Raw genomic sequence first — 16,289 nt, forward strand, 5'->3', positions numbered from 1 at the left:
TTGATGTTACTTGGCCAAAAATTGCCATGTCTATGACTGGGCGGATCAATGATAATTTTCAGAGGCTGGATTCAACAGTTTGAAACATCCTGGGTATATTATTAAGAGCCGTGCATGCTGCTTTTTCCAGCACACGGCTCTTTCCTAATATCCTTGCTGAATCCCTCTTGCATTTTCCCCAAAAAAACATGTACTTTTAGAGCATAAATAATAGCTTAAAGGATAACCCAACTCATGACTCTCACCCCTGAAATAGTCAAGAAGATTGCCCGCCTAGCGCAGCTGAAAGTTAATGACAATGACATTGATCCCTTGTGCCAAGATCTCAGTCACATCCTCGACTGGGTGGCGCAGTTGGATGAAATAAACGCCAAAGATGTTGAACCTATGACCAGTGTAAACCTTGAGTCTATGCCGATGCGCCAGGACGCAGTTAACGATGGCCAAGTGGCCGATGCAATACTGAAAAATGCGCCTGATGCGCAGTCGAACATGTTTGTTGTTCCACGAGTTGTCGAGTAATTATCCCATGACTAATGCCATTCTTAACTTAAGTCTATCTGAAGCTCGTGACCAGCTGAGAGCCAAAAAGCTGTCTGCAACTGAGTTGACACAGGCGTATATCACCCAAATGGAAAATACCAGGGATTTAAATGCCTACATTACTGAAACTCCTGAGCAGGCTCTGGCCATGGCCAAGCAAAGTGATCAGAGGCTAGCTGAAGGTAATGCTAGGCCTTTGGAAGGCTTGCCGCTGGCCATTAAGGATCTTTTTTGCACCGAAGGATTTAAGACGACGGCGGGTTCTAAAATTCTTGATGAGTTTATCCCGCCTTATGAGTCAACGGTTACGCAAAATCTTTTTAACGACGGCGCTGTGATGCTGGGGAAAACCAACTTAGATGAATTCGCGATGGGTTCGGCCAACCTGACCAGTGCCTATGGTCCTGTGTTAAGCCCTTGGCATCCCAAGAATGATCCAAGCCAAAACGTGGTGCCTGGGGGATCATCAGGGGGATCGGCGGCAGCAGTTGCCGCTTACTCAGCCTTGGCGGCAACTGGAACTGATACCGGCGGCTCTATTCGCCAGCCGGCTGCATTTTGCGGTATTGTGGGATTAAAGCCAACCTATGGGCGCTGTTCACGTTTTGGCATCGTGGCTTTTGCGTCTTCGCTTGACCAAGCTGGTCCCATGACCCGAACTGTTCGCGATGCTGCCATCTTTTTGGAAAGCATGGCCAGTCATGATTACAAGGATGCCACCTCTGTCAATCGCCCGGTTCCCAATTACGAAGCGGCACTTGCTGGCAATGTTAAAGGTCTTAAGGTTGGAATTCCCAAAGAATACTTACATGAAAATCTTAATCCGGATATTGATGCGCTTTGGCAACAGGGAGTTGCTTGGCTGAAAGATGCTGGCGCTGAGATTGTCGAAGTTTCACTGCCGCACACCAAATATGCGCTGCCAACTTATTATATTTTAGCGCCAGCGGAAGCTTCTTCTAACTTAGCGCGTTATGACGGGATTCGCTATGGCAGGCGCGTTGAGGGGCAATCCTTGGAAGACCTTTATGAAATCACCCGCAGCGAGGGATTTGGCGAAGAAGTACGCCGGCGCATCATGATTGGAACCTATGTGTTATCGGCAGGTTATTACGACGCGTATTACCTAAAAGCGCAAAAAGTTCGACGCCTGATCACGCAAGATTTTCAAACGTGCTTTGCTAAGGTTGATGTGCTGCTAACACCTTCAACTCCAACTCCTGCTTTTTCCTTGGAAAATCCTCCCAGCGATCCAATTGAGATGTACATGAACGATGTTCTAACGGTTCCCATCAACCTTGCAGGTTTGCCGGCAATTTCTGTACCCGCTGGACTTGATGCAAAAGGGCTGCCCCTTGGGCTACAGCTGATTGCTCCGGCCTTTCATGAGGAAATCTTGTTCAATTTTGGACAAATCATCGAGCAAGCCGCCAACTTTCCACAGCTAAAGGTGCCAGCATGAGTGACAAATCTAAAGCATGTTTGATCCAAGGCAAAACGGGGCCTTGGGAAGTGGTGATTGGCCTTGAAGTGCACGCTCAAGTTACATCCAAAGCCAAGCTGTTTTCAGGAGCTGCGACCGATTTTGGCGCCAGTCCTAATAGTCAAGTTTCGTTCGTGGACGCTGGCTTTCCAGGCATGTTGCCGGTCATCAATGAGTTTTGCGTTGAGCAAGCCGTCAAGACTGGTATGGGGTTACATGCGCAGATCAATATGACCTCAATCTTTGACCGAAAAAATTATTTTTACCCTGATCTACCTTCAGGCTACCAGATCTCTCAATTCAAGCACCCTATCGTGGGTGAAGGGTATCTAGATATTGACCTAAAAGATGGCACCACCAAACGCATTGATATTGAGCGCATTCACTTAGAACAAGATGCTGGTAAAAGCATGCATGACCAAGCTCCCGGCAAATCACATATTGATCTGAATCGTTCCGGGGTTGCCTTGATGGAAATCGTAACCAGACCTGATATGCGTAGCGCTGAGGAAGCAATGGCTTTTTTCAAAAAACTGCGCGGCCTTGTGCGGTGCCTTGGCACCTGTGACGGAAATATGGAACAGGGGAGCATGCGCGCTGACGTGAACGTTTCCCTGCGCCGACCCGGAGATAAATTGGGTATCCGCACTGAAACCAAGAATGTCAACTCAATCCGCTTTGTTGGCCAAGCGATTAATTATGAAATCAAACGGCAAATGGCAGTGCTTGAATCTGGTAAACAAGTGACACAAGAAACAAGATTGTTTGATCCCGGCAAGGGAGAAACTCGTCCGATGCGCTCAAAAGAAGAAGCACATGACTACCGCTATTTCCCAGATCCAGACTTGCCGCCACTGCATTTAACCAAGGAGATGGTACAACGGATTAAAGATGCGTTACCTGAGTTACCCGATACCAAAAAGCAAAGATTCATCACCGATTTTGGCCTAACGGCCTATGATGCCGGTGTGTTGACTGAGGAAATGGAGGTAGCCGATTTTTTTGAGCAAGCGGTTGCCGCGTGCAAAGACCCCGGTAAGAGTGCTAAAACTGTTGCCAATTGGATGACTGGTGAGTTGTTTGCTGCCCTAAACCGAGACAGCCTTACAATACAAGACAGTAAAGTGGCAACTTCAGCACTAGGTGCATTGGTTGATCTGATCTTGAGCGGGACGATTTCAGGAAAAATTGCCAAGGATGTGTTTGTTGAGATGTGGGAAACGGGAAAATCTCCCAGTGACATCGTCAAGGAAAAGGGCCTTGAGCAGGTGAGTGACAGTGCTGCTTTAACGCAATGTATCGATGAGGTGCTGGCCAATAACGCCAATATGGTGCAGCAGTACAAATCCGGCAAAGACAAGTTGTTTGGTTTTTTTGTCGGCCAAGTGATGAAGGCAACCTCGGGAAAAGCCAATCCTAAAATGGTGAATGAGATTTTAAAGCAGAAGCTGGGGGCTGCTTGATCAGAAATCAGTGATCAGAAATCAGAAATCAGATTTCAGAGCTTTAAACTTTGGATTATATACCCAAGCTTGGCAGAATCTGTTTCCGGTATGACGGCCGAGATGGATCAAAGCACTTCTTATCCAAAACTCAGGTTAAATTAACAAAATATTAAATAGTCAATTGATACAATAAAATTGTAAATATAAATTATTTTTTACTTCAATGGAGGTTGTTATGAGTGATTATAGAACTATTGATGGTACAGGCAATAATGAAGATAATTTTGAATGGGGTAGTACAGACGAGTGGTTTTTACGCAAATCTGAAAAAACTTGGTACGATGATGGGATATCAGAACCTGGTGGAGTAGGTAGGCCCAGTGCTCGAGTCATTAGCAACGCGCTGTTTAGTCAAGACGGGGACATTGCTAACTCTACTGGTGCAAGTGATTTCCTTTGGGTATGGGGGCAGTTCATTGATCATGATATTGATTTGACCATGGGTGGTGGCGAAATGTTTAACATTGAAGTACCATTGGGTGACCCTTATTTTGATCCGTTTTTCACAGGGACTCAACAAATTCCATTGGACCGGTCCGGCTTTGCTGAAGGAACAGGGACTGAGGAGGAGCCCGCACAACAAGTCAATCAAATCACGGCATTTATTGATGCATCAAATGTCTATGGCTCTGATCAAGCGCGTGCTGATTTTTTGCGCGATCCAGTTGAGCCAGGCAAGATGAAAACAACAGATGGCGACCTTTTGCCCTATAATACGGAAGGATTTGATAATGCTCCAGGTCCAATGCCGAATTTCTACCTTGCAGGTGATGTACGCGCCAATGAAAACGTTGTATTAACATCGATGCATACTGTTTTTGTGCGTGAACATAACCGTTTGGTTGATGAATTGGCTGAACAACATCCTGATTGGGATAGTGACAAACTCTATCAAGAAGCTAAACTGCTGGTTGGTGCGGAATTGCAATCGATTACTTACAATGAATATCTGCCAGTTCTCCTTGGCGCAGATGCAATTGCCGAGTATGAGGGCTATGACGCAGATATTGATCCCTCGATTGCTAATATTTTTGCAACCGCAGCTTTTCGTTTTGGGCATTCCCAACTTTCGTCCCTTATTTATCGCATAGATGAAGATGGTGCAGAAATTGAACAAGGGAACTTACAACTGCGAGATGCTTTTTTTCATCCCGATCTGATGCTTAATGCAGAAGGGGTTGATGCGGCATTACGGGGTGTGGCAGAACATGTAAGTCAAGAGATCGATCTACAGATGGTCGATGATGTACGTAATTTCCTCTTTGGTCCTCCCGGAGCTGGGGGTTTTGATCTAGCAGCACTGAATATCCAACGTGGTCGTGATCACGGATTGCCAGATTATAATTCTGCCAGAGAAGCCTATGGACTGGATCCAGTGACGAAGTTTTCCCATATTACGAAAGATAAGGATATTCAAGATACTCTTGAGGAACTGTTTGGAAGCGTTGATAATATCGATGTGTTTGTTGGAGGGTTGGCCGAGGATCATCATGAAGGCTCGATGTTAGGGGAACTATTCCACACTATTTTGGTTGATCAGTTCACAAGGCTGCGTGATGGAGACAGCTTTTTCTATAAAACGCATTTGACTGAAGAGCAAATCGAATTTGTTGAGAGCATGCAGCTCTCCGACATTATTGAAATCAACACTGGCATTGAGCACATACAAGACAATGTGTTTTTTGCTTATGATCGCATCGGCGGTACAGATGGTGATGATACAATGCATGGCACAGGGGATCGTGATTTGATGATGGGCAAAAATGGCGATGATACATTATTCGGCCACAAAGGTGATGATCAGCTCTTTGGTGGTGGTGGACAAGATCACCTTTATGGTGACGGTGGCAGTGATATCCTCGAGGGCGGCGCAGATAGTGATTGGCTTTATGGTGGTAGAGAGGCTGATTTGCTGATTGGAGGAGACGGTGCTGATCACCTATATGGTGGTGCTGGAGCTGACATCTTTCAGTTTGTCATTGTTGAAAACGAAGACGGTGAGTTGATGTTGGAAGATGGTAGTGAAGATAGGATCGGTGATTTCAACGTCCGGCAAGGCGATAGTTTGCAGTTTGATGTTAGCGTGGATGTGGAGCTGGAAGATCTCAATGATGCTGCAGATTTTCACAGCCATGGTCAGCATCTTCAGATTGAATTTTCAGGTGGGGGAGCACTGGCAATCTATGGTGCTCCTGGGGTATCTGAGTTTGGTGACGCAGCATTGCCGGTTGAATTGGTTTAAAGGGGCAATGGCACTAACTTAAGCAGAAAAATCTTACGAACCGGGATCTAATTATTTTCCTTCAAAACTAAAAAATTGGATCCCGGTTCGCTTATTTTTCCAATAATCCAAACTCTAATTTTCCAGTCAATTCATCGGCCTTTTCAAGCCGGACAGTGATTTTGTCTCCCAATGTAAACTGCTGACGTGTACTACGGCCAATCAGTTGATGTCTCCGAGGCTCAAAGACGTAATAATCGTTGGGGAGCGAGTTGGTATGAATTAAGCCTTCAGCGCCGGTGTTTTCTTCGGTGATAAAGATTCCGAAATTGGTGACGCTGTTGATGCGGGCGTTGAATGTATCGCCCACACGATCTTTGAGGTGGCGTGCTACAAATCGGTCGTTGGTGACACGAGAAGCCTTGTCTGCTTTACGTTCGGTTTCTGAAAGACGTACTCCCAACTCTTTCCAAGTTTCAGAAGCAATGGGTTCAGGGTCTGATTCAATATGCTTGATTAGGGCGCGATGCACCAATAAATCAGCATACCGTCGGATCGGTGAGGTAAAATGACAATAGCGTTTAAGTTGCAAGCCATAGTGACCATTATTTTTCGTATTGTATCGGGCTTGAGCCATGCTACGCAACAAAAGATCACTGACCGTCGGAGCCCATTTCGTTGCTGCACACTGCTTGAGGATCCTGCCGAGTGTGGCTGCTGATTGTATAGGTCCTTGAGCAATTTTAATGCCTATGCTTTTCAAAAAAGGAAGTGTATCGATGAGTTTTAGAGCGTCGGGCTTATCATGAGTTCGATACATACATGGTAATCGAGTTTGTTCAAGGGTGGTGGCTGCTGCGACATTGGAAGCGATCATCAATTCTTCAATCAACTTGTGACTGTCAAGACTGGGCTGAGGAGCAAGCTTTTGGATTTGCCCTTTCTCATCGACAAGGATGCGGGTTTCAACCCGATCGAAATCTAAAGTACCTCGTCGTTGTCTAGCAGAACGTAGAGCAGCAAAGACGCCATATAATGGGTCAATATAGGGGGCTAGTTTTGTGTCTTGGGTATCGCGTGCAGTCTGAACTTGACTATAAGTAAGGCGTGCCGCTGAGCGCATAAGGCCGCGGACGAATTGATGTTTCAATCTATTGCCATGGGCATCAAACCACATGTGCACAGCAAGGCAGGCGCGCTCTACATCGGGTTTAAGAGAGCACATTTCGTTGGAGAGTGCCTCAGGTAGCATTGGTACAACCCGGTCAGGAAAATATACTGAATTGCACCGCTTTTGTGCCTCTTGATCCAGGGGGTCGCCATCGCGCACGTAATAACTAACATCAGCAATAGCCACCAATGCATGCCAACCACCAGGATTATTTGGATCTGTGTCAGGTTCTGCCCAGACCGCATCGTCGAAATCGCGTGCGTCTTCTCCATCAATGGTTACCAGTGGAATCTGGCGTAGATCCTGTCGGTCACCAAGTTCTGGTAATCGGGCACTTTCGGCTTGCCTGACGGCTTGGGTACTAAAATTATGGGGCAGTGCATGCTCATATAGCGCCATTTGGCTGATGGTGCCAGGATCATCGATAGACCCAAGGTTGTGTTTAATATAAGCAATTCCACGGCGACAGCCATGTCGTGCTTTGAAACCAGCAACAACGATATCTCCAGATTTTGCCAGCTTTAGGCTTGCGTGGTTGACTGGTACCGAGGATCTAAATTGCAGGGTGCCGGGTTCAATCAGCCCGCCTTGCGAGGTTTTAATGAATCTTCCAACCAGTTGTTGCGCTTGAGGGCTGGAAATAACCCGGACGATGAGTCCTTCATATGAGTAGCGTCCAGTCTTTTTAAGACGCACCAATAAACGATCTCCGATGTTGATTACCGGAAGTTTTTGGTTGTGTGTTTCTAAAAAGCCCTTCAAGGTAACAGAGGGGGCTTTGCTTTCGCCTGACCAATGTGCAAGGCGAACTGAGGGAAATCCTTGCAGGTTAAATCCTGTAACCTCAACAACATTGATGGTTGAATTATCCACCTTGTGTAGTAATTCACCTTGATGAGTTAGCTTTCCTTCTGCCATTAGCTCTTTCAAGACATTTATTACTTGTATGTGTTGACTTTTTTCTATTTCAAGGTCACGTACCAAGTCACGTAGGCTCACCGGATGTGGTTGCGTATCAACGTACTCCAAAAGTTCAGCTTTTGAGGGAATGGAGGGTGAGGGGGTATTAGAGGTCAAGGGTGTGCACGCCGTCATTTAGAAGTTAGCTCAAGGGTTCTTTTGCCGGGGGTGCATCGATTGTGATCATTGTTTTTTATGCTGCGCATAGCAAGAGCCTTCTTAAAATATTTGTCTACCCCAAGTCATCGAACCAAGCGCGTTGTGATATTTACGATCATCAGCAAAATAAGGCCTGGATAGCGGACTTCCAAAATTGGACTTAATATCTTAGCAATACCATTGAATTGCAGCAGAGAAAAGGCAAAAGCAATGATGAGAATCATTAGTTCTGGATAAGAAGCACTTTTATCCGTTTCAGCCGTCATATCAGCCGTCATATATGACTTTAGAATTAGGCATGGTTCAAATTGGGGTTACGTTCCGACGTGTCATTCCCAATTTGAACCATGCCGATTTTTTTCATGATATAGCACATCTTTTAGAGGATTTTTGGAATTTTTGATTTCACTTCAGTATAGAATCTTAAAATAGGATCTTCTGATTGTCTGTTGCTGTCAAGTCTTTGCTGGAAAAAATTATTCAGGCCATTGCTTAGGTCTTAGTTGCCGCAAGAAATTTTCTACAGGCAAGCATAGAATGCCATCAATTTCCACACGATCATTTCCTCCATAAAGCGCTACAGGTGTACACTCTGGATAGTCTGCGTGGAATGTCTTAAGAGAGCGCAGATCAGTTGCATGAATATTCGCTCCCGCCTTGACTTCAAGCGCATAGAAATATTTTTCGCCATACAGAATAAAATCGACCTCTACACCTGAGGAAGTTCGCCAAAAATAAAGTTCTGTTTGTTCCCCACTGTAATCACACCACGCTTTCAAATGCTGTGCCACAAGGCCTTCCAAGGCTGCACCATATATTTCTTCCCTTTGATCTAACACGCGCGAAGGGCGCAAGCGACGATAGACACCGACATCAAAAAAGTAAAATTTTGGATGAACTGATGGCGTGCGCTTTGCACGTTTATTAAATACCGGAATGCGGTAAGCTATAAGAAGATCCTCGAGAATACTGATGTAGTTGTCTACCATTTTGCGGCTGAGCTGCGCTTCTCTTGCAATATTGCTTACATTGAGTAAAGATCCGTGGGAAAAACTGATCATCTCGAGAAAGCGGGCAAATCCTCCAATTCCACGTACCAGTCCTTCCATTTGCACTTCTTCCCTAATATATAGGGTTAAATATGCTTCTAAAGATTTTCTCGAGTCGTCTGTCGCATCTACAATGAGCGGAATCATTCCCGTCTTAAGGGTTTGGTCTAGAGCAAAGCGTTTGCCCAACTCTGAGGCCATAAATGGGTGCATATGGGTCACAAGCGCACGACCAGCAAGTAGGTTGACGCCCGTGTGCTTTAGTTTTCGCGCACTTGACCCTGTCATAATAAATTGTCGCTGTTTATCTTCTTCGATGAGTTGGTGAACACTATTGAGCAACGTGGGTACTCTTTGAATCTCATCCAGTATAAAAATTTTTTTATCTTTTTGAGCCCTTACCACACCAAGGAGGCGTTCAGGTTGAGCCTGATATGTACGATAAGCTAGATCGTTGAGTAAATTAATGGTGTATGCCTCTGGAAGGTGGGTGGCAAGCCACGTAGATTTCCCTGTACCACGGGGACCAAAGATAAAGCAACTTTGGGACGGAAGTTCAAAAAATCTACGTACTAGGTTCATTTTTAGTCCAAATTTTAACCTGATAGGCTCAAAAATATCATATTCGTCTCCCATAAGCAACGGTGCTATTATATACTACCTCAGGGCTGTTCAGTGAAATCAACGCGGCCGTCATGACGGCCCGTGGGGATGAAGCCTGGTTTGAAAAAAGAGCTAAAGCATTGACTCCAATGATTATCCCTACTAATATTATTTAACAGTAGGATAAGTAGGGATAAACAGAGAAGGAAAAACTTATGAAATTGCGGTTACTTCAAGAGATTGAGCAACAAAATCCGTGGTTGGTTCGAAAATCGTCTATAGAAAACGTTCATGCAAACTCCACTATAGATCATCCTGCTTTGACAATTCCCCATTACCGAAATCGCATACAATTCGATACCTTAATGCTACCCGAATGGGATCGTCTATGGACGATCCTTATTGGGCCTCGGCGTTCAGGTAAGACGACTCTTGGAAAATTCTTGTGCCATCAGCTTCTCAAAAAAGGCCGATTCAATGAACTTTTATATTTGAATTGTGATCTGGAGGAGGTCCGTACTTGGCTAAAATCTCCCCTTTTTATCCAAGAAGCGATGCGGCAATTTACCTTGACGAATCCCATAGTTTTCGTAGACGAGGTGCAGAGATTGGATTCTCCTGGACTTATGCTCAAAACTCTAGCGGATCTAAATTTACCGATTAAAATGCTGGCTTCCGGTTCATCCCAAATTGAGCTCAAAAGCAAGATCCAGGAGCATTTAACAGGGCGCCATTTTTCTTCACTGGTTTTACCGCTCAGTTTCAGAGAGTGGGGTGCGGCTGCTCACCTAGAACAACTTCTTGTTTATGGGGCCTATCCCCAAATTGTGGATTCCAGTATGCAGGAATTATTATTGGGACAACTCTATCAAGATTATGTGACAAAGGATATTATCGAAATCCTCAAATTGGGACAACCGGATATTTTTCTCAAGTTACTCGGACTAGTTGCTCATAGCAGTGGCCAACTGGTCAATTATTCTCAATTGGCTGCCGATTGTCAGGTGAGCGTTTCAACTGTCAAACATTACTTAGCTGTTGCGCAACAGACTTATGTTATCGCAAATGTGACGCCATTTGTGGGTAATAAACGGACGGAATTGACGAGCAATCCAATTTTTTATTTTCTCGACAACGGATTTAGGAATTATGCCTTGAGGAATTTCAGTGACCCCACCTATAGAGCTGATTTAGGTCTTCTGGTTGAAGGTCTTGTTTTTCAAGAACTATATAAATTTATAACCCAAACCTTCTTAAATTATTCTATCCATTATTGGCGCACAAAATCTGGAGCTAAAGTTGACTTTGTGGTTTACAGGAATGACCAGTCAATTCTTCCTGTTGAGGTGAAATATAGTAATCTAATTGCCCCGAGAATTAGCCGAGGCTATCGTTCTTTTTTGCAAGCTTACCAGCCCAAAAACGCCCTGATGGTAACAAAAAACTTGATTGCTGTTGAACGAATTGAAAATGTCGATGTCCATTTTATCCCTCTTGCACAATTGGATAAAATATTCCCGTTTATTTCAAAATTGTAACGAAAAGCCCAGGGTGGTGGTCTGAGGTCCTACCTCAAACCCCGGGATATTTCCAAACAAGAATGTAATCATTCAGCTCCTGCTGGTGATCAAACTGCCAACGTCAAATATGCACAAAGTACGGGGATAGGTTAGCTGAAGCATCGGCAGCATTTATTGACTACGGCAGTTAATCTTATAGATTGTTCAGTGAAATCCATCCAGTCGTCATATGGTTGAGTTACTGCATGAGGGGATGCAATCTTCCATACTTTCTAGACACAACAATCCAAACGTCTTTGCTATTGTCATGAGCATTGCAAAAATACTCAAGCTGTCCTTCAACCCATACAACAGAACCTGCAAATAAGTATGTATGAGCATACTCGATGATCAATGGGTCCTCAATAACCACGTGATGCGGTCTGGAAAGGCTTTTGTCTGATTCGGTTACAAGCTCAAAACTCATGATGCGAATGTGGTTAGGCGTGAAATAAACACGTGGATCGTCTGCTATTTTGCCAATCAAATTCACACGATTTAGTAAAAGCATGGTTCTTTCTCCTTCTCTTTAGGGCTTTATTGTCATAAACACTCTTTATAAACGCTATTTATAAACGCCCCGGGGAGCAACTGTTCCCCGGGACTGGCCGTAACGAAAAGCACCACGCACCCCAATGCCATAGCTACATAAATACTCAAGTCCTGGGAGGCCACCGTCTGCGCCGCAGACTTTTGCCACAAGAATACGCGAAATAAGCAAACTTGTGGTACACAGCAGCGCTTTTGGTGGTAAATAGGGACGAGATATAGTATGCTGGCGTCAGCCATTGGTTGATCTCCTATTGTTAGATCGATCATGGTGAGTGGCGCTGTGGGTGGGTCAACACCCGTCGCGTCACGACTTAAGAGATAGGTTAGCGCAAATTTCTTGATGAAGCAACAGTAAATTTAATTTAATTTCTATGTAATTCGTTGGGGAATGTTATGCATGATATGCATAGGTTATCGTTAAACATCACAATTTCAAGCATACAGAATATCAGCCAAAAATCTTATAAAATCAAAAATAGCACGGACAAAAAAGCACCTGATACAACCAGGATTGTTACACAGTATCCCATAATATCGCGTAGATTCAATCCAGCAATGGCTAGCAGGGGCAGAGCCCAAAACGGTTGTAGCATATTAGTCCAAGCATCACCCCACGCAACGGCCATGGCTGTTTGTGGCAGACTTACTCCCAAGTCTTTGGCTGCATCGACCATGATTGGGGCTTGCACCGCCCATTGCCCGCCGCCTGAGGGAACAAATAGGTTGACCAGACCTGCGCTGTAGAAGGCAAGCAAGGGAAAGGTTTCAGGTGTGGCAATTTTTACAAATGCACTCGAGATCATCTCGGCCAGTTTCGAGGATGTCATCATCCCCATAATTCCTGCATAAAAGGGGAATTGGAGTAAAATGGGACCAACGCGTTTGGCCGCCTCTGAAATAGCATCAATGAATGAACGAGGGTGGCCGTGCAGTAAAATCGCCAAAAAGAGAAAAATAAAATTCAGATCATTAAGATCAAAGGTAAATTTTTTGTCAGCGATACGAAAGGCAATGTAGGAAAAACCCATAAGAGCCGCAACTATTGAGACCAGACGGCTGTTTTCCAAAAGGTCGGCTGGATAGCTAAAGGTCGAAGGCGTTGTTGTTTTCTGCTGTTCTGTAGCATCTTCAATGTGTACTTTTTCTTGGGATATTGCATTTTTTCCCATGAACCAATTGGTTATCGGCAAAAGGATGAACAGGCCAATTACGGCAACCAAATTAAATGGAGAGAGAAGTGTTTGGCTGACAGGGATTGTATGGCCAATTAATTTTTCTGAAAAATTACCAGGTGTGGCAATCACCAGAGGAATTGAGGCGGAAATCCCTCCATGCCAGACGAGAAAGCCGCTGTAAGCACTTGCCACCATCAGTCTGAAATTTGCTGCTGGAACAGTTTTTATGATCTCACGGCATAGCAGACCGCCAACAACTAAACCCAAACCCCAGTTGATCACCGATGCAGTCAGTGCGCCCAAGGTCACAACGACGATTGCTTGTCCAGGGGTTTTTACACATTTGGCAACGGTACAAAGGACACGGTTGACAGGTGGCGCTAGGGCAACCACATAACCTCCCACCAAAATCATGACCATTTGTAAAGTAAAAGAGGTTAGATTCCAAAAACCATCACCCCAATAAAGCACCATGTCTTTAGTGCTGGCACTGGTGAAGGTAATCCCCATAACAAACAAGGTGAGAGTTAACAGCAGAGCGAGTAGGAATGGGTCAGGGGTGTACCGGCGCATTAGCCGGTCAAAGAAACTTGCAGAAGCTTGGAACATATTGGGTTCTCCTGTTGTAAAGCTTAATCTACAGTTTATGAAACAATTCCTAAAATTTTAGTAAAATTTGTCATGGTTTAAACTTTCAATGCCCGACATGCCCGACACGACTCTTGTTATCACCAGAATCAAATGCTAAAATAATATTTGTTCATTGATCAATAAACCAAAAAGAATACAGGGAGACGAACTGATGAAAAAATCAAATCTTTATCTATCTGCTGCAATGGTGAGTGCTTTTGCGCTTTCTGGTTGTGATATGGGAAAAAAGGACAATGGTGCTGGTGCAGCTGCTAAAGGTGAAAAATGCTACGGAATCGCCAAAGCTGGCAAGAATGACTGTGCTTCATCTGAGGCTGGTACCTCTTGTCAAGGCACAGCCACCGTAGATAGTGATCCAAATGCTTGGATATATGTACCACAGGGTGTGTGTGATAAAATTGTTGGTGGAAGCCTCACCGCCGAACAGGAATAATTTCCCACAATGACAATGACTTATTTTAAATCCTCGCCTGCAAATCTGGGGGCGGGGGTTTATTTTAAACACAAACATTTCAGGGACATTATGCAGAGCAAACCATCAATTGATTGGTTTGAAGTGCACAGTGAAAATTACATGTCCAAAGGTGGTGTATCCTTAAAGCAGTTAGAAGACATCAGGCAAAACTATCCCGTCAGTGTGCATGGGGTCAGTCTTTCTCTTGGATCTGCTGAACCACTATGCCAGGAACATCTGCAAGGTTTGAAAAAGCTGATTGATTGGATAGAGCCTATTTTGGTGTCTGAGCATTTGGCCTGGAGTCGTTTTGCAGGTTCCTACTTAAATGATCTGCTGCCGATTCCTTATACTCCAGAGACCTTACAAACCTTATGCGATCACATTGAGCAAACCCAAGAGGTGCTAAGGCGGCAAATCTTGATCGAAAACCCGTCGACTTATGTGACTTTTAAAGATTCCACCATTGCCGAGCCGGATTTTCTGGCCCAGGCCATCCAACGGACTGGTTGCAAATTGCTGTTAGACGTTAATAACATTTATGTCTCTTGTTGCAATCATCAATGGGATGCAGCTGCATATCTGCGGAGTGTTCCGGCTGATTGCGTAAGCGAGATCCACCTTGCAGGCCATGCCGAGCGCGTGGTTGGCGCACATATTTTGCGTATTGATGATCATGGATCAAAAGTTTGTGATGCAGTATGGGATCTGTATCAGCAGGCGATTAAGCGTTTTGGTGTGACGCCCACAATGATTGAATGGGACACCGATGTGCCCTCTCTCGATACTTTAGTGGGAGAAGCGCATTCGGCAAATTTGGTTTTGCAAAGGGCAGGGGAGGGAACTAATGTCCTCGCTGGCTGAATTGCAACGAACATTTCACGATTGCTTGCGTGCGCGAGATATGGAGAAAGTTGAACCTTTTGTGGTCAGCACAGCTGAAATTACAGCAACAGAACGGCTGGCTGTTTACCGGGGCAATGTCTACGTGCTGCTGCATGAGGTATTGACTGAGACTTTTGCAAGAGTGCAGGCTCTTGTTGGCAAAGAGTGCTTTAAAGCACTGGCTTACCGCTTTATCTCAGAACATCCGCCTCAAAGTGGTTGTCTTTTGGAGTATGGTCGGGAGTTTGCCGGCTTTGTTGCCCAGATTCCACAGCTTGAAGATTACCCATATTTGTCAGATGTTGCACGGCTTGAGTGGTTGCTGAATGAGGCATACTACGCTGAAGACGCACCCGAGGGTGTATCCGTTAATTTGCAAGCGGTTGATGCCGAGCAGATTCCTTTGTTGCAAGTCCAATTCCCACCTGCCACATACTTTTTGCAATCTAAATTTCCATTGCGCGAGATTTGGGAACTGGCTTCTGGTGAACGGGAAGATACAGTGAATATGGGCGCAGGCGGGGATCAGGTGCTGGTAATCCGCCCAGAATGGGCAACGCAGGTGTATTGGCTGGATCCGGCAGCTTACGAATTTTTGCAAGCTCTGTATGCTGGCAATACCTTCGAGCGGGCATATGTTCAGGCTAGCAAAATCGATTCAGGTTTTGATTTGCAAGGCATGTTGGTGACGTGTCTCAACAACCGTTATTTCCTGAGTATTAAGCAAAAGAAATTATAAATTATAAAATATGGAGTGGAGATATGAAATTAACCCACAAGATATCCTCTTATTATTGTAGGACAATAAGTTTTTTCGAAGCTGCTTTGGCACCGTTACTGTTTTTGTTCATTCGTTTTTGGATGGCCAGAATTTTTTTCAAATCAGGGATGGTCAAATGGGGTAGTTGGCAAACCACAGTTTCTTTGTTCCGTTTTGAATACAAGACACCCTTTTTCACACCAGAGGCTGCTGCTTTTTTAAGTATGAGCATTGAGCTAATCGCACCAGTTTTCTTAGCAGTTGGACTGGCAACCCGATTAGCAGCGCTGCCGATGTTAGTCATGGTGATAGTTATACAGCTGACGTATCGTGATTTAGCTGAGCACTACTACTGGATGATGTTGCTGAGCCTATTGGTATTGAAAGGTCCAGGGGCGCTCTCGCTTGACTATTGGGTCGCAACACGGTGGTGTAAGCGGTAGCCTTAGTTGTTGGTCTTACTGAACAGCAACCCAATTCCGCGCCATGCGTGGCATAGACACCTCAAACTAACTTAGCTACCAACATTCTGACATGTCCGTATCGCGTTTCACAAATT

14 protein-coding genes are annotated in these 16,289 nt (G+C 44.8%); 9 read left to right on the forward strand and 5 right to left on the reverse strand.

What is annotated here, in order from left to right:
* Positions 1–234 precede the first annotated feature (234 nt).
* From gatC to ABFQ95_03995, 4 genes are all read left to right on the forward strand, one after another.
* Entirely contained in the window at positions 235–522 is a 288-nt protein-coding gene (gene gatC / locus ABFQ95_03980) for an Asp-tRNA(Asn)/Glu-tRNA(Gln) amidotransferase subunit GatC (GenBank protein ID MEN8236684.1), read from the forward strand.
* A 7-nt stretch (positions 523–529) separates the two neighbouring features.
* Positions 530–2,005 carry an Asp-tRNA(Asn)/Glu-tRNA(Gln) amidotransferase subunit GatA gene (gene gatA / locus ABFQ95_03985; protein MEN8236685.1) on the forward strand — a complete coding sequence of 492 codons (1,476 nt, stop codon included), beginning with the start codon at positions 530–532 and terminating at the stop codon, positions 2,003–2,005.
* Positions 2,002–3,489: an Asp-tRNA(Asn)/Glu-tRNA(Gln) amidotransferase subunit GatB gene (gene gatB, locus ABFQ95_03990; protein ID MEN8236686.1), complete on the forward strand. Its 1,488-nt coding sequence runs from the start codon at positions 2,002–2,004 to the stop codon at positions 3,487–3,489. Before gatA ends, gatB begins: the two co-directional genes overlap by 4 nt.
* 217 nt (positions 3,490–3,706) lie before the next feature.
* Entirely contained in the window at positions 3,707–5,773 is a 2,067-nt protein-coding gene (locus ABFQ95_03995) for a peroxidase family protein (protein MEN8236687.1), read from the forward strand.
* A 91-nt stretch (positions 5,774–5,864) separates the two neighbouring features.
* On the opposite strand, the gene rnr is transcribed toward ABFQ95_03995, so the two are convergent.
* The 3 genes from rnr to ABFQ95_04010 form a co-directional block, all read right to left on the reverse strand.
* Positions 5,865–8,018: a ribonuclease R gene (gene rnr / locus ABFQ95_04000; GenBank protein ID MEN8236688.1), complete on the reverse strand. Its 2,154-nt coding sequence runs from the start codon at positions 8,016–8,018 to the stop codon at positions 5,865–5,867.
* Between the two features lie 107 nt (positions 8,019–8,125).
* Entirely contained in the window at positions 8,126–8,308 is a 183-nt protein-coding gene (locus ABFQ95_04005; protein MEN8236689.1) for a hypothetical protein, read from the reverse strand.
* A 210-nt stretch (positions 8,309–8,518) separates the two neighbouring features.
* The gene (locus ABFQ95_04010; GenBank protein ID MEN8236690.1) at positions 8,519–9,673 is read right to left on the reverse strand and encodes an AAA family ATPase; all 1,155 of its coding nucleotides are present in this window, start codon (positions 9,671–9,673) and stop codon (positions 8,519–8,521) included.
* Between the two features lie 236 nt (positions 9,674–9,909).
* Here ABFQ95_04010 and ABFQ95_04015 point away from each other — a divergent pair, with 236 nt between their 5' ends.
* Positions 9,910–11,232, forward strand: a complete 1,323-nt coding sequence (locus ABFQ95_04015) for an ATP-binding protein (protein MEN8236691.1) — start codon at positions 9,910–9,912, stop codon at positions 11,230–11,232.
* A 220-nt stretch (positions 11,233–11,452) separates the two neighbouring features.
* On the opposite strand, the gene ABFQ95_04020 is transcribed toward ABFQ95_04015, so the two are convergent.
* Together ABFQ95_04020 and ABFQ95_04025 are read right to left on the reverse strand one after the other, a co-directional pair.
* Complete coding sequence (locus tag ABFQ95_04020; protein ID MEN8236692.1) at positions 11,453–11,764, reverse strand: single-stranded DNA-binding protein; 312 nt, start codon at positions 11,762–11,764, stop codon at positions 11,453–11,455.
* A 502-nt stretch (positions 11,765–12,266) separates the two neighbouring features.
* Complete coding sequence (locus ABFQ95_04025; protein MEN8236693.1) at positions 12,267–13,589, reverse strand: TIGR00366 family protein; 1,323 nt, start codon at positions 13,587–13,589, stop codon at positions 12,267–12,269.
* 193 nt (positions 13,590–13,782) lie between these two features.
* On the opposite strand from ABFQ95_04025, the gene ABFQ95_04030 reads away from it, so the two are divergent.
* The 4 genes from ABFQ95_04030 to ABFQ95_04045 are packed head-to-tail and all read left to right on the forward strand — an operon-like array spanning position 13,783 to position 16,173.
* Positions 13,783–14,064 carry a DUF2282 domain-containing protein gene (locus ABFQ95_04030; GenBank protein ID MEN8236694.1) on the forward strand — a complete coding sequence of 94 codons (282 nt, stop codon included), beginning with the start codon at positions 13,783–13,785 and terminating at the stop codon, positions 14,062–14,064.
* Positions 14,065–14,079: 15 nt separating this feature from the next.
* Positions 14,080–14,949, forward strand: coding sequence for a DUF692 domain-containing protein (locus ABFQ95_04035; GenBank protein MEN8236695.1), 870 nt, complete (start codon positions 14,080–14,082; stop codon positions 14,947–14,949).
* Positions 14,933–15,709 (forward strand): DNA-binding domain-containing protein, encoded by a 777-nt coding sequence (locus tag ABFQ95_04040; protein ID MEN8236696.1) that lies wholly within the window; start codon positions 14,933–14,935, stop codon positions 15,707–15,709. Before ABFQ95_04035 ends, ABFQ95_04040 begins: the two co-directional genes overlap by 17 nt.
* A 23-nt stretch (positions 15,710–15,732) precedes the next feature.
* The gene (locus tag ABFQ95_04045) at positions 15,733–16,173 is read left to right on the forward strand and encodes a DoxX family protein (protein MEN8236697.1); all 441 of its coding nucleotides are present in this window, start codon (positions 15,733–15,735) and stop codon (positions 16,171–16,173) included.
* The last annotated feature ends 116 nt before the right edge of the window (positions 16,174–16,289 follow it).

The sequence above is a fragment of the Pseudomonadota bacterium genome, from assembly GCA_039714795.1.
Lineage (GTDB): Bacteria > Pseudomonadota > Alphaproteobacteria > JAGOMX01 > JAGOMX01 > JBDLIP01.